Annotated in this window: 14 protein-coding genes and 1 pseudogene; 8 read left to right on the top strand and 7 right to left on the bottom strand. The window is 33.7% G+C overall.

All coding sequences use genetic code 11. The features are described from left to right. Nucleotides 1-12 precede the first annotated feature (12 nt). Nucleotides 13-1,842, top strand: a complete 1,830-nt coding sequence (gene ftsH / locus CAI20_RS01390) for an ATP-dependent zinc metalloprotease FtsH (protein ID WP_149168711.1) — start codon at nt 13-15, stop codon at nt 1,840-1,842. A gap of 124 nt (nt 1,843-1,966) precedes the next feature. Here the strand turns inward: ftsH and CAI20_RS01385 are convergent. After that, nucleotides 1,967-2,837 (bottom strand): annotated as a pseudogene (locus tag CAI20_RS01385) (hypothetical protein). A gap of 236 nt (nt 2,838-3,073) precedes the next feature. On the opposite strand from CAI20_RS01385, the gene CAI20_RS01380 reads away from it, so the two are divergent. The 3 genes from CAI20_RS01380 to CAI20_RS01370 all read left to right on the top strand — a co-directional run bounded on the left by CAI20_RS01380 (nt 3,074) and on the right by CAI20_RS01370 (nt 5,934). After that, nucleotides 3,074-3,568, top strand: coding sequence for a WBM0748 family T4SS-associated protein (locus tag CAI20_RS01380; protein ID WP_149168710.1), 495 nt, complete (start codon nt 3,074-3,076; stop codon nt 3,566-3,568). 284 nt (nt 3,569-3,852) lie between these two features. Further along, nucleotides 3,853-5,115, top strand: a complete 1,263-nt coding sequence (locus CAI20_RS01375) for a pyruvate dehydrogenase complex dihydrolipoamide acetyltransferase (protein ID WP_007302203.1) — start codon at nt 3,853-3,855, stop codon at nt 5,113-5,115. Between the two features lie 57 nt (nt 5,116-5,172). After that, nucleotides 5,173-5,934, top strand: a complete 762-nt coding sequence (locus CAI20_RS01370; protein WP_007302202.1) for a hypothetical protein — start codon at nt 5,173-5,175, stop codon at nt 5,932-5,934. Between the two features lie 99 nt (nt 5,935-6,033). Here CAI20_RS01370 and CAI20_RS01365 read toward each other — a convergent pair whose 3' ends face one another. From CAI20_RS01365 to CAI20_RS01345, 5 genes are all read right to left on the bottom strand, one after another. Beyond that, nucleotides 6,034-7,779: a type I secretion system permease/ATPase gene (locus tag CAI20_RS01365; protein ID WP_017532259.1), complete on the bottom strand. Its 1,746-nt coding sequence runs from the start codon at nt 7,777-7,779 to the stop codon at nt 6,034-6,036. 284 nt (nt 7,780-8,063) lie between these two features. Further along, complete coding sequence (locus CAI20_RS01360) at nt 8,064-11,690, bottom strand: ankyrin repeat domain-containing protein (protein ID WP_149168709.1); 3,627 nt, start codon at nt 11,688-11,690, stop codon at nt 8,064-8,066. Between the two features lie 111 nt (nt 11,691-11,801). Next, the gene (tsaD, locus tag CAI20_RS01355; RefSeq protein ID WP_007302199.1) at nt 11,802-12,812 is read right to left on the bottom strand and encodes a tRNA (adenosine(37)-N6)-threonylcarbamoyltransferase complex transferase subunit TsaD; all 1,011 of its coding nucleotides are present in this window, start codon (nt 12,810-12,812) and stop codon (nt 11,802-11,804) included. Between the two features lie 72 nt (nt 12,813-12,884). Continuing rightward, nucleotides 12,885-13,622 (bottom strand): WD_0702 family putative metalloprotease, encoded by a 738-nt coding sequence (locus tag CAI20_RS01350; RefSeq protein WP_012481913.1) that lies wholly within the window; start codon nt 13,620-13,622, stop codon nt 12,885-12,887. Between the two features lie 176 nt (nt 13,623-13,798). Beyond that, nucleotides 13,799-15,226 (bottom strand): sensor histidine kinase, encoded by a 1,428-nt coding sequence (locus CAI20_RS01345; RefSeq protein WP_149168708.1) that lies wholly within the window; start codon nt 15,224-15,226, stop codon nt 13,799-13,801. 64 nt (nt 15,227-15,290) lie between these two features. Here CAI20_RS01345 and CAI20_RS01340 point away from each other — a divergent pair, with 64 nt between their 5' ends. Continuing rightward, the gene (locus CAI20_RS01340; RefSeq protein ID WP_052264687.1) at nt 15,291-16,460 is read left to right on the top strand and encodes an aspartate aminotransferase family protein; all 1,170 of its coding nucleotides are present in this window, start codon (nt 15,291-15,293) and stop codon (nt 16,458-16,460) included. Here the strand turns inward: CAI20_RS01340 and CAI20_RS01335 are convergent. After that, on the bottom strand, nt 16,457-20,107 hold the full coding sequence (locus CAI20_RS01335) for a DEAD/DEAH box helicase (RefSeq protein WP_149168707.1): 3,651 nt from the start codon (nt 20,105-20,107) through the stop codon (nt 16,457-16,459). The genes CAI20_RS01340 and CAI20_RS01335 overlap by 4 nt on opposite strands. Before the next feature lie 97 nt (nt 20,108-20,204). Between CAI20_RS01335 and rimM the strand changes: the two genes are divergently transcribed. The 3 genes from rimM to CAI20_RS01320 are packed head-to-tail and all read left to right on the top strand — an operon-like array spanning nt 20,205 to nt 22,024. Beyond that, nucleotides 20,205-20,705 carry a ribosome maturation factor RimM gene (gene rimM, locus CAI20_RS01330; RefSeq protein ID WP_019236768.1) on the top strand — a complete coding sequence of 167 codons (501 nt, stop codon included), beginning with the start codon at nt 20,205-20,207 and terminating at the stop codon, nt 20,703-20,705. 59 nt (nt 20,706-20,764) lie between these two features. After that, nucleotides 20,765-21,331 (top strand): elongation factor P, encoded by a 567-nt coding sequence (gene efp / locus CAI20_RS01325; RefSeq protein WP_149168706.1) that lies wholly within the window; start codon nt 20,765-20,767, stop codon nt 21,329-21,331. Beyond that, entirely contained in the window at nt 21,332-22,024 is a 693-nt protein-coding gene (locus CAI20_RS01320) for an inositol monophosphatase family protein (RefSeq protein ID WP_007302192.1), read from the top strand. Nucleotides 22,025-22,237 lie beyond the last annotated feature (213 nt).

Genomic DNA, 22,237 nt, shown 5'->3' with positions numbered 1-22,237 from the left:
TTAGAAATGTAAATGAAAAAATTTTTAGAAGGCTTATTGATCTGGTTAGTGATTATTGTTCTTATTTCAGTTGCTTATATTCAATTTAGCGGAAGTATAGGTAAGAGTAAAACAACCATACCTTTTTCAGAATTTTTAACTAGACTAGAAGATAATGATATAGAAAATATTACAATAAGAAACCAAAGCATCGAAGGGAAGTTTAGGGATGGGTCAGCCTTTAACTCAAGTGGTGTTATATATAGTGACTTAATAAGAAGTTTGCATGATAGGAAAGTGAAGTTCTCCTTTTCAATTGGAGACTCTGCAATAGGTATAATTGGTGGATTACTTATTCAATGGGTTCCGACGCTTATCTTTATCGGTTTATTACTTTTCCTTTTTAAACAAACGCAAGCAGGAGGTAATAGAACTATAAGCTTTGGCAAATCAAAAGCTAGGCTTATGACTACTGGAAAAAAAGTGACATTTGATGATGTTGCTGGGATTGATGAAGCAAAAGAAGAGTTGGTTGAAATTGTTGATTTTCTTAAACAAAGGCAAAAATTTCAAGTGTTAGGTGGGAAGATACCAAAAGGATGTCTTTTAATTGGTTCCCCTGGAACTGGTAAAACTCTACTTGCTCGTGCAATTGCAGGTGAAGCTAATGTACCGTTTTTTAGTATTTCTGGATCTGATTTCGTTGAAATGTTTGTCGGTGTTGGTGCAAGCCGTGTTCGTGATATGTTTGATCAAGGTAAGAAAAATGCTCCTTGTATAATTTTCATAGACGAAATAGATGCAGTGGGTAGGCATCGCGGCATTGGTCTTGGTGGCGGTAATGATGAAAGGGAACAAACATTAAATCAATTACTGGTTGAAATGGATGGTTTCGAGTCTAATGAAGGTGTGATAATAGTTGCTGCAACTAACCGTCCAGACGTCCTAGATCCAGCACTACTTAGACCTGGTCGTTTTGACCGACAGATTACTATTTCTTTACCTGATATAAATGGGCGTGAGAGAATATTAAATACGCATATAAAGAAAATATCGATAGCACCAGATGTAAACGTAAAAACAGTTGCGAGGGGAACGCCAGGTTTTTCAGGGGCTGATCTAGCAAATTTAGTGAATGAGTCTGCGCTTATTGCTGCAAGAAGAAATAAGAAAATTGTTACCATGGATGATTTTGAGTATGCACGTGATAAAGTGATGATGGGCATGGAAAGAAGGTCCTTAGTCATTACAGAAGAAGAAAAAAAGCTTACTGCTTACCATGAAGCTGGTCATGCAGTAGTTGCAGTTAATATGCCTGCTTCTGATCCTATACACAAAGCAACAATTATTCCACGTGGTAGAGCACTCGGTTTAGTTATGAGACTACCAGAAACAGATAGAGTGTCCCTCACAAGAGAAAAGATGCTAGCAGATATAACTGTTGCAATGGGTGGACGTGTGGCAGAAGAGCTAATTTTTGGCTATGATAAAGTCACAAGCGGCGCATCTTCAGATATAAAACTAGCATCAGATTTATCACGTGCTATGGTGACAAAATGGGGAATGAGTGACAAAATAGGGCCAATATATCACAATCGTGAACAAATCACACATGATTCTGAGACAATTTCTGAAGATACGTTAAGACTTATAGATGAGGAAATAAAGAAAGTTGTATTTTCTTGCTATGAAAAAGCAAAAGACATTTTAACCAAGCGTAGGAAAGACTTGGAGCTCATTGCTGAAAATCTACTGGAGTTTGAAACTTTAACAGGAGATGAAATAAGAGACATATTAAGTGGAAAAAAAATTGTTAGAAATGAAAATGAAGGTAAAGAAGAGATAAGAAGATCCTCTCTCTAATAAGATCTGGCTTTATTTAACCGCTAAAACAAAAATTTTTAATTAATTAGCTTAAGTTATAAGATCATAGTTAAGCCGATGTATTTTATAAATGGACTTTTTTGAACATTCTTCCAATTTTTTTCTAAATAACTCTTTGCCTATTTAAATAAGTATGTTCAGTATTAGAGCTTTCCAGACCGCTACTAGGAGAAAGATTAGGTTCTTGACCTTTAAACATCTCTATTAGCTTTAATACAGGAGCAGTTCCTGCTTACAATAGCTCCTATAACAGCAGTAGCACCCATGATGAGAAGAATCGGTTCTGCAGTGGTGATTACACAAAGCTCAATACATAAACCAGCAATGACCATACCAACCATTATACCAATGAAAGCACCTACAATTATGGATGAAACTACACCAATTAATTCTCCTATTTTTGAACTAAGTGGTACTTCTCTTTCACGTCTAATACGCCTAATATAGCGTGACCTCATTTGTCCTCTCATTATTACATTTTCATCCCTGTTTCCAAAGAGATTCAATGACGCTTCTCTTTCTCTAATAAAATTTGGCCGCATTTGTTGTTCTCTTGCCCTTCTTCGCTCTCTCATTATTATGTTTTCCTCAAAGAGGTTTAGTGGTACTTCTCTCTCACCTCTAATTCTAACATGATTTAGCTGTGCTTGTTCTACTAATAACCTTATTGTACTTTTTATTTCATTTAGCGGTGCTCTTCCTCCAATATCCTTAATTGCCTTCTCAAATTTTAATAGCGACTTGTTATTTAGTCTGACATTATTCTGAGAATCACAAACAATAACCCAATCTAAAATTGGCTTTTTTTGACCACCATACTCTATATAATCATTAATGTGTTCCTTTAGTTTTTTAATTATCTCTACTGCTCTTGTTTCCATAGCTTCTATGGCGCTATCTTCACTTTCTATGAGTATATTGAAAACAATTCCTAATAACTCCTGTTGTAAATCCTTTCCTTCTTTAATATTCATAATTAGCCTCAACTTTTATATGCTATTTTGCCAAAATAATTTTACCAAATAAGTAATATATATACAATAATTCTCGTTTAAAAATTTTTTTACATTGGCTTATCTCAGTTATGTTTTAGGATGTAAAAGCTTCTTACTTTAATAATTTATTAAAGTAAACCATATATGGATTGCTATTTAGGAGCAGCTGTTGTACTTTAATCAGAAGGTACAGTAATGTAAGAAGGAGGTACTTTATGTCTTTAAAAAATGAAATTTCTGAATTGATAGAGCAACAGCTTGGCATTAAATATCATGACAATTGCTTAGCTTACACTATCCATAATTCGGCTGCAGGTGAAATATCCGATTCTATTGCTCTTTGCATAGTTGGCTGTGGCGATTGTGAGATTAAGTATCAAGGTATTGCTAATTCATTTAACATAACGAAAGAAGAAATTAACCAAAGTAATATAGAAAGCATAAAAAATAAGATAGAAAGTGAAGCTAGAAAAGAAGGTAGTGAATTTTCCGAGTTGATTTCTAGAATGGATCAATCGCTGAAAGAACAAAGTGAAAAGTCTATTATACAGATTTTAAATTCATCTGCTGAAGAGATGTTAAGGAGTTTTTGTGGTAGTTCTATACAGAGAACAGAGGATAAAGAAGTTAGTCTGTCCTCTGCTTCACATGAAGAGCCTGCTACAGAAGATTCGGAAACTACTATTAATTCTGATCTTTTATCAATTTAACCAGCTCCTCATATAAATTTTTTCTGTACCCAAGCTATATGTTTGTGAGAGGATAGTAAGCACTACATTTTTCTATTTCCATTATAACAGATTCGTCTATTTTCATGATGATCTTACTATTTGTACTCTGTCTAGGACTAAGCAATAGAAATAGTAGGATAACAGTAGTCAACCAAGATTCCAGCATCACGTACTAGGATGATATAAGTATCATAATTTACGATTAGATTGACATAGGGTAAAGAGTAAATTAAAAGTTAAATAGATCTTTTAATACAGAATAAATGCCTATAGAAATATTGATGCCTGCTCTTTCCCCAACAATGAGTAAAACTGGAGGAAAAATTGTAAAGTGGTGTAAAAAAGAACAAGATAAAGTTGAAATAGGTGATGTAATCGCTGAAATTGAGACTGATAAAGCCATAATGGAGTTTGAATCTGTCGATGAAGGAGTTTTGGCAAAAATTTTAGTGTCGGAAGGAACAAGTGGCGTGCCTGTAAATCAACTGATAGCTCTAATGTTAGAGGAAGGGGAAGATAAAAGCGCACTTGATTTAGCTTCTGCCATCAATACCAAGGTTGAGAAGGAGGTTGAAGCCGATTTTTCAGTATCATCCAACCCTTCGATTTCATCTAGCTCTTTAATGTCATCCCAGTGCGTGACACTGGGATCTAAAAAAGAGGATAGAGCAACAGAAAATAGAATAAAAGTAAGCCCCTTAGCTAAAAAAATAGCTCAAAATGAAGGTGTTGATATAAAGCGATTAAAAGGTACAGGTCCATATGGTCGTATCATCAAAGCTGATGTATTAGAATTTTTAGATCAAACTAAAAGCTATGAGAGATTTGAGGAAAATACAACAGTTGAAGTAAGTAATATGCGCCAAGTGATAGCGCAGCGCCTAGTTGAATCTAAGCAAAATATTCCACACTTTTATTTAACTGTAGACTGCCACGTTGATAAGCTAATATCGCTCAAAAATGAGGTTAATTCAGCAAATGAGAACAATAAAGTAACAATTAATGACTTAATTATAAAAGCTGTGGCTTTCAGCATGAAAAAATTTCCTGATATAAACTCATCGTGGATAGATACTAAAATAGTAAGATACTCAAATATAGATATCTCAATTGCTGTAGCGCTTGAGGATGGACTGATTACTCCTATAGTAAAAAATGCTGATGAAAAAAGTGTTTTATCTATATCAAAAGAAGTGAAAGATTTAGTAAATAGAGCAAGATCTGGAAAATTAAGGCCTGAAGAATTTCAAGGAGGAGGGTTTACCATTTCTAATTTAGGCATGTTTGGTATAAAAACTTTCAGTGCTATAATCAATCCACCACAGTCTTGCATTATGGCTGTCGGCGCATCTAAAAAACAACCAGTTGTCATAAGTGAAAAAATAGAGATAGCAGAGGTAATGACAGTTACTCTCTCTGTTGACCACAGAGCAGTTGATGGAGCACTCGGAGCAAAATTTTTAAATGCCTTTAAGTACTATATAGAAAACCCTACGGTGATGCTTCTTGAGCCTTTATTATTATAATAAAATTAATACCTCTTAGTTTATACTTTTATTAGTTAATAGGTTTAGAGGTAAAATATGACTTATAAAAAGATAGAAAAACGTAGTATATCTTTTGATGCTACAAAATCAAAATTTTCAAACGATAGGTTTCAAATAGATTCCTCATCTAATGAGTCAATAGATACCATTGGTAAAAAATTTAAGTATGAAGTGAAACTTCCAGGTGTTATTCACACTACAACAAGAAAAAATAATGTTGGAAGCGGATTAAATGAGTTGGATCTAAGAAAGAAAAATGAAAACTCTTTCAAGACACCAATAAAGAATATTGAAGAATCAGATAGTAAGAGAAACCAAAGTCATTTGCTGTTTCAGGAGGACTCATTTCCAGAACTACCAGCATGTGCATATAAGCCAGCACTGCTGCCAAAACCATCAAAAGAAAAAATAAAGGAAGCTGTAGATAAAATGCGCAATAATAGAAAAGCTCATAATTCTGCAAGTGTTGAAAATGGTGTTAGTTCAGACAGGTTCAAAGTGCGCCCGTTCTTATGTAGTGATATAGATGGATATGTAGCTCCTGACAAACGTGACCGTAATCTAGAAAGGTGTAGGGTTACACATGATAGCAGTAAGCTTGAAGCACAAATGGAAAGAAAGCATGGGTTTCAATCAGATCCAAGTGTTAAGCATGTAAAGGCTGATACTGTAGTATGTTCTATTACTAAAGGTCATGACAAAAAAGGCGTTAAATCTGATGTCTCATATACACAAGAGCCTACATCAGAAATGTCTAAGGTTAATGTGAGAGAATTAGCAAATAGGTTCCGCGGCTAATCATTATTGGATTTTTCGAATAACAATTGCTTAAGATTTTATAAACTGTGCATATAGTACTCTATAAGAGAAAGAGAAGTGTGACAACTTCTCTCTTTCTTAACCACTTGCTGAAGAACGTTTATCTTCTGTGGCATCTGGTGATGGAGCAACTAATCTACTCAAAATCTCATCTTTTGGTCCCATAGCATAAATAACCCCATCTGACATGACGATCACTGTATTGACTACAGATAGTAGCTGTAGCTTATGAGTGATGATAACAGTGGTAGTATTTTGCTCTCTTGCAACATTGATTGCATTAATCAAGCGCGCCTCTCCATTACTGTCTAAGTTAGCATTCGGTTCATCAAGCACTAAAAGCTTAGTATTACCATAAAAAGCCCTTGCAAGTCCAAGAAGCTGTTTTTGGCCACCAGAGAGTATTACTCCTCCAGGTCCTCCTATTGTTGTATCATACCCATTTGGTAAGCTCAGTATTAATTCATGTATTCCTGCAATTTTTGCTGCTTTGATTATTTCTTCAGGATTTGGATCTGGTCTCATGCGGGCAATATTAGCTTTAACGCTCGTGTTAAATAACTCAATATCTTGAGGTAAGTAACCAACATAATTACCAAAGTTCTCTCGATTCCAAGTATATACATCAGCGCCATCTAGTCTGACTACACCTGATATGGGTTTCCAAACACCAACGGTTAGTTTTGCAATGGTCGACTTACCAGAAGCACTTGCACCAATAACACCAACAACATCCCCTGGTTCTATTACAAATGAGATTCCTTTTACTGTTGGCTTATTGCTCCCATAAGGAGTAAAAAATACCCTATCAAATTCCAACTTCCCTTCAGGCTCTGGTAGAGCCATAGTTTGCTCTCTTTTTGGGGATGTTAGGATAAGTCTTTGCAGCCTGCCATATGACATCTTGGCTTGATTTAAAAATTTCCAAGTATGAACTGCTGCATCAAATGGAGCCAATACTCTACCCATCAAAATCGAGGCAGCAATAATGCTACCGGCAGTTTTGTGAGCTGTGATTGCGAGTAATGCACCTGTTCCAATTACTGAAATTTGGAGAGTCGAGCGTAAAAACTTAGTAATCCCAGTAATCACATTAGAACGATTCTGCGCTGTAACTTGCATTGCACGATTTTGATCATTCCGTTTACACCAATCAGAAACTATAAATTCTGACATACCCATAGCTTCAACCACCTCTGCATTTCGTGTTGCAACATCTATAGCATTAATATTACGTATAGTTTCTTCATTGGTTTCTCTCAATATACGCTTAGTAGCAAGTTCATTCCATACTGCCATTGAAACTAATATAATAATTCCGGCAATAGCTATAAACCCTGTAGAGGTATGTATCATAAAGATCACAACAAGGTAAATTAGCGACCATGGAGTATCGAACAGTGAAAATATACCATTTCCTGTAATGAAATTTTTTATTACTCCAAGATCTCGTATTGCTTCACCACTTGAAGTTGAGCTTTGTACTGATGTTAACCTGATTGACCTTACTATTAGATCTGGTGTTGCAGTTTTATCAATCCAATCACCAATTTTAGCCATAGCTAAATATCGACAAGTTTCAAGCATTGCAGAACATGCAAACGCAGATAAAGTAATAATCGTCAGCATAACTAGTGTTGACACACTCTCGCTCGATATCACTCGATCAAGTACCTGAGAGGTATAAAGTGGCAAAAATAACATTAACGCATTAATCCCTGAGCTAAACCAGAAAATGAACCAAAACGCACTCTTGCACTTCTCTAAACAAGTATATAGTATACTTTGCTTTAATTCCTTTTTTATTGACGGAGTGATTTCCACAATCTTCCTTTTATTTAATTATATGTACCATATATAGTTTTTATTTCAAAAGTATTAACAGTTATTGCCTTACCATATCATTAATGTAATAAAATATTAATGATATGCGAATATAAACTTTTTCATGGAAATTTAGCAAGGCTATCTAATTTCTTCTCTACTATAACCTTATACGATAGCCTTGCCAATTGTTCTACGTTTTTCTTATCTACTACTCAATGACAGTTCTTACTATCACTCCTCTGAAAGTTGATGCTATCAGAGTCAGTGACTACAATCTGCATCTATTTTCCTCTTTCTATATGATCAGGAAGTATTACATATTCCAATGATCTAGCTGTAATTGCTCTTTTTCTCACACAAGATGGACTTGAATATACCCTTGGTCTATATCTTTCGAATTTAAAACAGTCAACAGTAATCCCCTCCTCAAAGTTAGAAAGTATTAGAGATGGAGATTTACTAACTTCCTTATCACTCACAGGATTATTTGCACTACCATAACTCACATGACGCGCTGCACTATGATTGTTACCACACTCTTCTCTTGAGGTTGAACTGCTTGGATTAAAAGGAGTCGAAAATATTGAATACCCATTGGTATCACCAAATCGTTTTATCAACCCACAGTTTTCTTCATTCATTTTTGTAATATTCTCGTGATTAGCACCTTCTGATAAGCTTGATGAAGCGATAAGATCTTCTTTTTTCTTACTAAAGATATTGCCTATTTTTAGCTTAGTTGCAACATTCTTGAATTTGTTTTTCGGAGCTTTTGGTTTAATTTCTGAATTCTCATTTATAGTAATTACACATGATGGATTATCTAACTTGTCCATTGTATTTTGTACTCTACTGTTGCGTCTTGAACACAGACTAAGTTTTGCTGTTAAATCATTCAAAACAGGTGAACTTTTTTTACCTTCTAAAGACTTATTCGAACATAGTAGTGCACTACCACCCCTACTCATTTTCTGAGGAGAAATATTGAGTTTGTCTTTACTCTCTAATCTAGTTTCATGCGTAAACTTGTAAAGTTCATTTTCCAATCGTGAAATATCTTCTGCATTCTTTATTAATAGTTCCAATATTGAGTTGTATTCCTCCAAATCATGATCCCCTACTTTTGTCTTAGCTAACTTTCCTGTAGCCTCTTCAATTCTGTTCATTTTTTCAGTATAGTTTTCTATCTTACGTTTAACAGGTTCTTTTTGAAGGCCAATCACTAAGTTGTATAAGATAAGTAAAAATGATATCGAAGAGAATGCAATGGAAATCCAGGTAGGAATTTCTTCCTTTTCAGATTCTGCATCATTATACTTAATGCAAACAGAAATAATCACACTTGATATTGACATGGCCAGATTATAGTAGTCTAGAAGCTTTTTGCTTCTTTCTTGATCTTCCATATTAAGTTTATCATATTTCCTTTTTTTGTTTTCCCTTATTTCATAAAAGAAATCTAAAAATAACCTCAAGATATTTGTGTCACCATGTTTAAAAGCATAATCTAAAGCTGTTTTTTTTGCATTATCCTTTATATCAAAATTTATCTTTTCATTTAAAGTTTTCTCTCCGGTGCTGATTGTTAGGTAGAATAAGGCTTTAATAGCTTTGTCCCTTAAGTGCTCATTTTGTTTACGCTTTTCTAAAACTAACTTTTTCAAAAATTGACCTTGCTTAAAATCCTCATTTATAGTTTTTTCAAAATCATTATCACTCATTACAAGATAGTGTAATGCTGTTCTTCCAGATTTAGATACAACATTTAACATTTTCTTATTATAGGGGTAATGATTATCTTTCATAAAATATTCTATTAACTCAGCATTAAGGCTCATGGCAGCTAAATGTAGAGGTATAAGCCCTTGACTGTTTGTGTTAAAAAGTGGTACTGTGTTCCTAATAGTTGACTTAGCAATACTTTCAATAACATACTGAGAGAATTCTATGTCGTTGGCAAGAGCAGCCATGTGTAACGGTGTATTGTCATTTTCATCATATAACACTTTGATGCTAGCAGCCACCTTTTTACCTACAAGTTCTTTTGACACAAATTCAAGACATTCCTTATTGCCGCTCAAAATAGCTGCAAATAACAACTTTTTTTGTGTATTTTGTTCTAAAAAAATACCCTTTGGGCTTTTTTTTACCAAATACTTAACGCATTCTACTCTTCCACTGAGGATAGATAAGCGTAGTAAAGTTTGTCCATCCTTATTTTTCTTACTTAATATTTCTCCCACTCTCTCTTTTTTAAAAAGGTGCTCAAGGCATGATTTATTACCAACACGTGCTGCCATATGAAAGACGGTGTCACCGTTGCTATTCTCACGCAAAACCTCTTGATAAACGTCAAATTTCTTCTCTTCCAACTTTTTTTCTATCATGCTTAAAAACGATAAATCAAGTTGGGCAGCAAAATGTAAAGGGGTGTTTCCTTCATTATTACTCTTATTTACTTGCATGCTTCTGTCTATTAATAGACTCACACATTTTTTTCTTAGTTCTGTTTCTGTATTACTCGATAGAGCTAAGTGTAGGGCCATATTTCCTTTGTGTGTTTCTGTGCTTAAATCGTAATCAGGAAATTTCTTGAGTAAAGATGTTAGACAATCATACTTCCCGTACATTGCAGCTAAATGTACAAGATCTCTTCCATAATCACCTTTGGATTGAAGTATGCTATTTCCTATATTTTCATAAAATAGGTCTATACAATATGAATTACCATGTATAATAGCAATATGTAAGGGGGTGTTACCTTGTTTATTCTGAACAATTTTTGCACCTGATTGAGTAAACAATTTCATTAGCTGGTTATTTCCATGTTTTGCAGCTATATGCAATGGGGTGTTACCATCTACATTTTCTTGATTAATTTCACTTTTTAGTCTACCTAAAAATTTTAGATGCTCTATAAGAAAATTTATGGCATTTTCTTGAGTTTCTGAGTTACCTACAATCTTATGAAAAGGATTCTCATTATATTTATTTTTTAAAAATTGTACTTGATTATCAATGAAGAATTTTATGCACTCAGCATTTCCAGATTGCACAGCATAGTGTAATGCGTTATTTCCATATTTATCTGTTTTAATTTTCTCCCTATCAAAAATTCCTTTTGCTGTCAATATTTCTTTTAAATATTCTAGGAGGTTAGGACTTCCGCTTCTGGCAGCATAGTGTAACTCGGTTTTATTATTGGTAGTGCAACTAAAATCTGCTTCATTTTCTATGAGAATTTTCAAGCATTCTTTATTGCCAGATTTAGCCGCATAGTGTAGTGGTGTTTTACCATCTCTATCTTTATTCCTTACTGCTTCTTTAATGTCAAAATTAGAATTTTCTATCACAAAACATAAAATATCTTCTTTACCCGACTCAGCTAAATAATGTAGAAGTGTTTTATCATTACTATCTGCAAAATTCTCCAATTTTATAATCAATTCTCTGCCCATACTAAGAATTAGAGATACAGCTATTTCAACATGAATATCATAATTCCTATTTTTCTTTTGTTCTTTCCTAATTCTTTCAATAGCCACTGTTAATAGCGAAGAACCATCATTACTTATTATATTCCATCCATCTTGACGAAATTTTTCAGCTAATGAATCACTTATATTTTCTGCTAAAATCCTGCTTTTTATACAATCAAGATTATTAGTACATATATTATAGTTTTCTTCTTGAGTTACTTTATTAATATAATCATATATGATTATTAGGTCTTGCTTATTGACTTTATCTTCTGAATTGCCTTGTAATGAAGAGAGGTCTATCTCACTAATTGCTCTGGCCATAACAACGTTTCCCGCAACAAATAAACCTGAACTGAGTGTCTTTGCGCTTGTACTAGATTTAGCTTTGAAAACACTAATAACTGTGTCAAATTTATTTTTGAACATACTGTACCTCATAAATAATAATGCCGGTAAGGCTTTAGTAGATACCACTGTAATTTTTAAGCCTACAAAAATTCACCAGCGGCCGCATTATATAGTAGATAATTTTTTGTGCTAGTAATATTTTTCTAATTCCCACTTTGGCCTTGGTGCAAAGTCAAGAGAGTCTACATAGCTTCTCTGTAACCTTTCAATTCCTGTCCATCCAACCATCACTGCATTGTCTGTACATAAATTGCTTGGAGGAGAAAGCACGTTCAAGTCTATGTGCTTTTTTAATCTCTCTTTCAGGAAATTATTTGCTGCAACTCCACCAGTAATTACAAAATCATTGATTTTAATATTTAAAGATACAGCGATACCAATAGCATTTCTGACTCTATCGAGTAATATGTCGCTAATACACTCTTGAAACGAAGCACACATATCACACACATCCTGTTCACTCATTACAAATTCTCGTGCTAAGTTTTTTACCGCTGTTTTAATTCCAGAAAATGAAAGGTCACATCCAGAACGTTTTATCATTGCTCTTGGCAGCTTAAATCTCATACCATCACCTTTTTTAGCTAACTCTTCAATTAATGGACCTCCCGGATAGCTTAGACCCAGCGTTTTAGCGACTTTGTCAAATGCTTCTCCTAATGAGTCATCAAGCGTTTCTCCAAGTTTGATGTATTTACCTACATCCTGTGCAATTAAAAATTGGCAGTGACCACCTGATATCAGCAGGACTAAAAACGGAAATTCAACCTCATATAGTAGCCTAACAACTAACGCATGTGCTTCTAAGTGATTAACTGCAATAAACGGTTTTTGTGTTACGTGTGCAATTGCTTTAGCCATCATTGTACCAATTATTAATCCACCTATGAGTCCTGGTCCTGATGTTGCTGCAATTGCATCTAGATCACAAAAGTTAAGGTTAGATTTTTCCATAGCACTTTTTATTAAACCACTTAAATGCTTCATATGAGCACGTGATGCTATTTCAGGAATCACTCCACCGCACTTTTTGTGCTCTACCTGAGAAAGAATTTCGTTAGCAAGCACTTGCTTATCACTATTTACAATCGCAACTGCAGTTTCATCGCAACTTGTTTCAATCGCTAAAATGGTTTTCATATATATTTGAACTCTTTAAATTGCGAGAACTATAACTTGAAATGTTGAAGAAGTGAACTTTGTTCTGCTGAGCTAATTATCATCTTCAAATATAGAACCAATTTTTTTGCTTCCAGGAGAAAATTTATTAGTCCAACTGCTTTGTACTTTGTTTATATCTTTAAAAGCAGTTTTATCGCTATATTCCTTTACTTCTTTATCTATTCTCTCCATTATTTGTAGATCCAGGTAGCTCTTTTTCCATTGGTTAGTAGCAAGAAATACTCTGTTTAAATCTTGAGTGCGAATTAGATATTCTTTATCTTTAGGATAAACTTCCTGAGCCCAAGCAAACAGCTCAAAATAGCGTGCGAATAACTCAGACGCACGTGATTTTGGAGTTTGGTAAACTTGTATCTCCTTAAATATAATTTGACCAATAATTTTTTGTACCAGAATATTTGACTGCTTTAAGTTCTGCTCAATATCCTGATAAACTTTATAGAGAAATTCTTGCTCTAAGCTTAAGTTCAGTTCATTTTCAACCATATGTGAAAGTTCATGTACTATGATGTAAGGATTTGACCTTCTTAGCACAATAACATACTTATTTAAACCAGAAGAACGAATTGTCTTACACACTCCCTCTTCCATATCCACTAATCCTTCTTGATATATTTCAAACGAGAGTCTAGTTTGCTTTATTATTGACAAAGTGAGGTTTAATGTATTTCTAAACTTCTCAAATTGATAGAGATATTTGACATATTGTATTACGTTTTCACTATTTCCTACTTGAGTTGCTTGTTTTATTAAGTTCCTGATTAGCATGCTTCATTATTAAAGGAATTTTCTTTATGCTCAAGAATTATAAAGTGTTTTCAGGAAGTATAGCTAAAAAAGTTTAATTTACTTACATTCCGCTACTTATTATTAGCCAAGAGGTATCACGTCAGTATGACTTAGGAATGTACTAGATATAAAAGTGCAATATCAAATATATTTTACTAAAAATCAATCAACTTTTCACATGTTTGCTCTTCATAAAAGAAGCTCAATGTTATCGTAGTACCAAGTTTTGCTTCACTTTGAATGTTGAAAGTCCCACCCATTAACTCTACTAATTTCTTGCTTAGAGGTAATCCGATACCTGTGCCTTCGTTTCTATATCCCGAATCTGCTTGGCCAAAAACGGACATAACTTTATATATGTCCTGCTGCATTATCCCTATTCCATTATCATGAAACTCAATAGTTAATAAATTTTTTTCTATATTCTCTTTAATAATCATTCTTATTAAACCACCTTGAGGAGTGAACTTGATAGCATTTGATAACAAATTTATTATAACTTGCTTCATTCTTTTGGGATCGGCGATAACTAATAATTGTTTATCAGATATCTCTTTCTTTAAACTAATCCCTGTTTCTTTTAGTTTAGGTGATAACATTTTTAAGCACGAATCTATTATCTTATTCAGATTAAACTTCACTTTCTCTACTGTTAAACTACTTGATTCAGCTTTAGAAAAATCGAGCACATCATTAATCAAAGCAAGTAAATGTGTACCAGCATTATGTATATCGTCTACGTATTCCTTGTATTTAGAGTGATCTACCGAACCTAAAGTTTCATTTTTGATCAACTTTGCAAATCCAATAATAGCATTAAGAGGTGTACGCAACTCATGTGTAACACTTGCAAAAAATTTTATCTTATTTGCATTTTCTTGCTCTAATGCCTCTTTAACCCTTTGTAATTCAATATTAGTTTTATGCTGCTTGGCTAGCATTTGGGTATTGGAAAAGTGCAAATAAAGCATTATTAGTATTAAGATAACCAGTAATAAGCCCATTAATATTGAAAATAGACTATATACCATAATATAAGAGTCATTATAGCTTTGAATGATCTTCAAAAAAAATGAAGGCTTAATGTCATCTTCATGAAATATAGGGAAAGTAGAAGTTAATGTATTTCCTGTAGCGTAAAATATTTCTTGATTGCTTAGCAATTTATCAATTTCATCATTTGTAAGCAACTGCTCATAGTCATGACCTTGAGTATTAAAATTACTGAAAATTACTCTGGCATTTTGATCATACAGTATTAAGCTAAAATTTCTTACTTTGCTTACTGATTGTAACAATTCAGCACGCAATTTTACCAACTGGTTTATGTAATCAAAACTGTTATATTTAATATGATGTTTTTCTATTAGTAAATAATGATATTTTTTTATTATACTATTTTCCAATAGATCTTTTAAGTTTGCATTTGAATTACGGTAAAAAGAAAGAAAATTATTCTTTAATGAATAACTGCGGTATATTGTGCCCAATAAAACCACAAAAATTAATAAGAATAGCGAGATAATTTTTGTATATCTATTTGTTTTTAGTGTAGTAAAAATTAATTTACTTAATTTATACATATTCTTCTCATTGTGAAATAACGTCTTTTATGGTATTAATAAAAAATTAGCATATCATACTTTTATGACAATTTCTCCTATCTTGCCAGTTTATTCTCCTATTAACATAAATTTTTCTTATGGCAAAGGTATTTACTTGTATGATATCGATAATAAGCGCTATATAGATTTTCACTCTGGAATAGCTGTTAGCAGTTTAGGTCATGCCAACCCACGATTAACTGATGTCCTAAAATTACAAGGAGAAAAACTATGGCATATATCAAATACCTATAATATATCTACTGCCAACAAATTTGCAGAAAATTTAATAAACAACAGCTTTGCTAATACTGTATTTTTTGCAAATTCTGGATCAGAAGCAGTGGAATGTGGACTTAAAATCGCTAGGGCCTATCAAAATGGAAAAGGTAATAAAAATCGCTATAGAATTCTAACATTTCATGGTGCATTTCATGGAAGGACATTTTTAACTTGTGCAACAAACGATAGACAGAAATTTTCTGAATTACTGAATCCTTATATTGACTGGTGTGATAACATAGAGCCCAATATTGAGAGTGTAAAGAAAGCAATTTCTAATGGCATAGGTGTTATATTAATAGAACCAATACAGGGACAAGGTGGTATTAAAGTAATGAGTGAAGTCTTCATGAAAGAGCTAAGAGAACTATGTAACGAAAACGACATACTGCTATTTTTTGATTGCGTTCAGTGCGGTGCTGGCAGGACAGGAAAGTTATTTGCATCTGAACACATAGGAATTAAGCCTGACATATGTGCTCTTGCAAAAGGAATAGGAGGAGGTTTCCCTCTGGGGGCTTGTCTTGCAACTGAAAAGGTTGCTAAGTACATGGCGGTCGGTATGCATGGTTCTACTTTTGGTGGTAATCCACTTGCAACTTCAGTAGGTAATGCTGTATTGGATGAATTGCTCGGCCCTGGCTTCTTAGAAAATGTTGAAGTTAGAGGTAAGTCTTTAAAAAACAAACTAGAGGACTTAGCAAGCAAGTTTCCAATGATAGAAGAAGTGAGAGGAAAAGGGTTGATGCTAGGAATAAAAGTAAAAATGAATAACCAAAAATTTGCAGAAGAGCTAAGTCACCGTGGTTTACTCACTGTTGGAGTAACATCAGATAACGTTGTAAGAATCTTGCCTCCACTCATTATCACTGAAAAAGAGATTGATGAAGGCATTGAAATCCTCACTCAGTATTTATCTGAAAAGTTCTAGTTAAAAACTAAACCTTCCTGCTCACTAGTTGTTGGCTGTATCAAAATTGCAGATAAAGCAGTAGATACAACTTTATCAGCTACTTCATTTGTACACTTTGCCTTTTCCTGTTCTCTTATCAGTGTAAGCTCATTTATATCACTTAGTGAGTCAAATTTTGTTATATCCTCAAATATAAACGATTGCACGATGTCTTTCGGAATATTGAGAAAAGCCGAGTTACCAAGCGATAATGTCATATCTAACAAACTTTTCATTGAGCCGTTTCTCAAAACACATTTAGACAGTTCTCCTAAAAGAATTGGCACTCCAAAAATAAAAAATGCTCCTCTCACTAAATAGGTCGTTATTTCATATAACAATGCACCACACAAGAGTGCCAGTGGTCCAAATACTATAAAACCGCAAAGTAAAGGCAATTGCATGGTCTGACCTGATGGTATTCTACCTATAAGCTCCATTGAAATTATAAACCCAATAAGTAACATAGCTCTACCTAGATATGTCCTTTCTTTAGAGCGTTTGTTAAAGTTTTTCTCACGTAACTTAGAAAAATCATTATTGACTCTTACGTCAAAAATATTATGGCCATTTTTTAATTTGAGCTCCAAGTTCTCTATTCCATGACGCCACTTATGGCACCTTACAACTTCATTAATTACCATACTAATTCGATCATTGATCTTGCATAATTTGCTTTCTTGATATAAATCTCCTTGATAATACTTTTCTCTAAATTTCACACAGTCTAATTTCTTTAAATCAGATAAAAAATCTTTAATTTCTTGTGCCATTTTATCAGTATCACCTCTGTAGCCTACAGCTTTCAAAATTGCTGCTAAGTGTTCATTTTCAATTTGAGCAATTGTTCTATCTAATGCACGTATATATTGCTTGGATTGAAAATATGAGATGATTTTTTCTTTACATCTATCCTCATTGCCTTCGTACAAACTATTTCTTTTGAAACTGCTGTCATGTTCTTTGGCAATTTCTAATGCATGAACCAATACATTTTGCGCCTTCACACTACTTTCACAGTGACAGTTTCTGATTATGTGTACATACGCTCTTGCACTGGTATCTCCAGATTTATCTATATTGTACGCTTTAGCCAAAAAGACTAAATAGTCAAACCCTGCCCAAAGATAATACATTACCTTTGTTATAGCACTCCCCACAGAAAATAAAGCTGAGCGTGTGCAAGATAATTTACCGTTGTTTTTAATTCTGTTCTCATATGAACGAAGGTATGCCTCTGTACTTTTTAAAATCCTATGTAAATCTTGTTCTGTCTTTTTGACATCAAAATCATTTATATCATGAACTTTTTCATACGTTTCTTTTATCAAATCACTAGAAAACTTCTTCAGAGCTGAATCATCAATATTTCCTAATGCATCAATATTTTTACTAATATAGATTTCTATTTTTCTTCCAAGTTCTTCTCCCATTCTATTTTTTAGCAACTTATTGTATTTATTAGTAGCTGGAAACAAAACTTTCTGACAAAATTTCTGTGGTTCCTTTTTAAAATTTGCTAAGATCTTATTCACAAATAGCTCAACTTCTTCACCTGCAGCAGCGAAAAACCATGATTGTCTGCTCTCATTACGCTCTCTATTTCTTCCAAGATTCTGTAGGGCTTCAGATGGATTATTGAACTGACTAACCGAATCTGCAAATATTGATGCAACATGATTATATTCACTATCAAATCCACGACCTTTCGATCCATCTATAACCGTTGTCAACGCATATTTAGCCAATGAATCAAAATCTCTTTTTTCATAATCACAATAAATAGTTCGATATTTACCTATTTGATTACGTATTATCGCTGAAAAGGGTCTATTTTCTCCAATACCAAGATCATTTTTCCCAATTCCTGCAAAGATACATTTATTTTGTTTGCAGAAATCAATGAGACTATGTAGTATACCTTCCTCTCTTTCCATGAGGTCATGGAGCTCTTTGCTTAAGCGCCAATTATCAACTATTAAGCTGCATTGCTCATTATCACTTTTACTCAGTGCTTCAATTACTGTCTTTATTTGCAGTAAGAGCTCATCTCTAGCAAATTGCTCACTAAAGCCTTTTCTCTCTAGGTAGCTTATAATATTGTTATCATTAGTGGTGCTAACATTCTTTTTAACATCTTCTATCAATTCACTCAAACCTTCTCTTCTTTTTTTATCTAAAGTAATATTATCACACTTCATTAAATATGAGAGAGTAAGATCGATCATTGAATGCATTACTCTATATTTTAGATATTCAGCAGTACTACTGAAATCCACCTTTTCTTTTAATTCAGATATCTGCTCTTCTGTCAGACTAGGATGTTGCTTTTTAACGCAGCTTATAAAGTTCGCTTCGCGTAACTTGAGCCTATAGTCTTGATAAGAAATCCCTTCAGGCTGAAATTTATTATACACTTCATAACGTGTACTACCTTCATATACTAAATTATCTCTACCCTGCAACGCAAAGTTAAGATTAACTATACTATTTACATCATCAGCTAAAAGCAGAGCACTTTCTCCAATTGGGCTTTGCACATTCCATCTTATAGAAGTTAATAAATCATCGGTATCAACAAGCTTATTGTAATTAAAAACTTCTTCGCTCTCTTCAACATATTCATAAGCTGGGCTCGATTTTTCTCTAGTAAATAAGCTACGCACGTTAGCAAGAAATCTAGAAAGCAGTTCTTTTGACTCTACACCAGTTGCTTTAGTTAGTACCCACCAAATTGGCAACATTACTATACCAAATATAAACATAGAAATTGTATAATATAAGTTTCCAATCAAAGCAGAATACAGCCAATAATCTGAAGTTAGACCAATTACAGCAGCAACATTACTATTTATAACAGGAAATAATGTAATCATAGGTATTATAGTAACAGCAATATTCACTACAAATGCTAGAGTGAAATTTGTTCTCCTATTGGTTTTTGCAATAACACTTGCTGTTTCGATGGCGTTTGCAATACAACGTCTACTCAATCTTGTCGGGCTGATAACTTTTCCGCATCTATTTAAAATCCTTCTCTTTGGTGTTGCAGTGAGGTAAGTCGTAGGATATTTCTCATCAAGCTTGCACATGTTCTCAAAATCCTGCTGCTTATTAATACTGTCTGCTTCATCAACACTAATCCACAACTTGGTATTTTGGTCTTTTAATTTCCGATCATTTTCTTGCTGTAATAGCAGGTCATGTGTTATTATAATTATTGTAGGTTCAGTTTCCTGCAGTGCATTTTTAATTTCCTCAGCAGTTTTGGGTGTCCTAATGTTTACAGTAAATGCACTACTCATCATTTTTTTAGCTTGGTTTACTAGATCACTGTTTGGTACTGCAACCAGATGATGAAATCCTGCTTGGGTTAGTACATGACTCAGTATTCCAATGTCGTAAGTCTTACCAAATCCAGTTTCTGCATCGATCATAACATTACAGTTAGTAGTAGAAGGGTTGCGTAGATGTTCTAATACCCCTTCAACAACAGGTTTACGACGTGCTACTATTATAGATTCCTTTGTATCATCAAGTTTTATAGATTCACCTTTTAGCTTGCAGTTGATTTTTTCTAAGCTACTTATAATACTTTGCCTTTCTTGATTACTGATAGAACTCACACATTACCCGCTATAATTATTACAATATTAATTGTATGTTAATTCAGTAAATTGTCAATTCTATGGACAAAAAGCTGATTTCAACTATCATATTAATATGAATATATGCCTCGGAATAATTACTTCTCCCCATGGAATCAAAGGAGCTGTTAAGATAAAAACCTTTACTGAAAAGCCCGAAAATATTTTCCTATATGGTGAACTAATAAGCGGAAGTGAAAATTATAAAATAAGCTTGGTGTCTGTTGTCAGTAATAATTTAGTAATAGCAACAATTAGCGGTGTGAATTCCCGTAATGAAGCAGAGCTTTTAAGAAATAAAAAGTTATATATAGAAAGAGATAAGCTACCACAGTTAAATGATGAGGATGAATTTTACCAAGATGATCTTGTGAATATGGAAGTAAGACTAGAGAGTAATGAATTATATGGCTATGTGAAGTCTGTGAATAATTTCGGCTCGGGGGATATATTAGAAATTTTGGTTATCAGCACAAAAAAAAACATTATGTTATCTTTTACTAAAGAAGTATTTCCATACATCAACATGAAGGAAAGGTATATAGTAATCAACATGCCAGAATTCATTGGCCAATAAAAATTTTGATATTTGTATAAAGTTATTTATAATAATCAGACCAAATTAAAAGTGTAATTATGGCAGAAAGGGCTAATGATATCAGGCCAGGTCAGGTACTAGAACATAACGGTGGATTGTTTTCGGTTATAAGTATTATGCATACTCAACCTGGTAAGGGTGGTGCATATATACAAGCTGAAATGAAAAATATCCAAACAGGAGCAAAGTACTATGAGAGGTTTCGCTCTGATGCAACAATCAGAAGGGCAATTTTAGATGAAGAGGAATATGTTTATCTCTTTACTGAAGGGAATATCGTAAATCTTATGCATCCAAGTAATTACGAGCAGATTGTTATAAATTTAGACTTATTAGGAGAAAAGAAGTCTTATTTGCAAGATAATATGAAAATTAAAGTAGTAACTTATCAAGATAAAATAATTTCTGCACATGTGCCTGATCACGTTACACTAACTGTAAAAGAAACAGAGTCTGTTATCAAAGGGCAGACTGTTACTGCTTCTTATAAGCCTGCAATTTTGGAAAACGGAATACGCGTTAACGTGCCTCAATTTATAAAAGAAGGTGATAAAATTGTAGTACATACTCCTGATAACAGCTATTACGAAAGAGTGAAAGAGTAAATGGCAATTTCATCACCACGAATCAATGTGATGCTTGATTCTGTACGCAGTGCCTCCAAGCAGCTTATACGTGATTTTAATGAATTGCAAATTTCAAGCGTTAAGTCAGCAGACTTTATCAATAAAACTTATTCAAAATCCAAGCAACTTATATACGATTGCTTGAAAAACTACAACCAGAACTATGACTTTATTTTTGAAGACGATGTGGGCCAAGATCTAAAAGACGGCGGTTATACTTGGTTTATTATGCCTATAGAAGGCAAGGAAAACCTTTTTAGTTGTATGGTTTATTTTGCAGTATCAGTTTGTCTCATTCATAAAAACAGAGTTGTAGCAGCTGTGATTGATGCTCCAGCGCTTAGAGAAACTTTCTGGGCAGAGGAAAAGAAAGGAGCTTTTCTTGAAGATTTCAAATCTCGCCATGTAAAAATGCGGATGAAAGCTCGTGAAGGGGGAATAATAGACATAAGTGGTAATTTGTTAAATAAATTACCACTTGACAATAATAATCTACGCTCCCTTGGCTCAACGGTACTAGGTTTTGCATATCTTGCTGCCGGAAGATACAATGGAATAATTTACTCTGGAATTAATAAATATAAAACTTCACTCGGTAGGCTTTTTCTGCAAGAAAGCGGTGGGAGATTAAGGGAAGATAACGCGCTTGTCATTGCTGGAGATATAAACTAAAGTTCATTCAAAAGAGCAAAAGTCACGTAGTGAAAATAATAAATGGTCTTACCTACCCCTCATTGCAGCAGGGTAGCAAAATAAGATAGACGAGAAAAGACAACTATAGGAACAAATAGTCAGTGTGTGACAATGGCATCTAGTCCTTTTGCACAAAAAATGTTGTAAAGTAACTTAGTTGGATCCCAGTGTTAGCTACTTTCATGACAAGAA

The sequence above is a fragment of the Wolbachia endosymbiont of Chrysomya megacephala genome (assembly GCF_008245065.1).
In the GTDB taxonomy this organism is placed as follows: Bacteria; Pseudomonadota; Alphaproteobacteria; order Rickettsiales; family Anaplasmataceae; genus Wolbachia.
This window is presented reverse-complemented; position numbering and strand designations above follow the sequence as displayed.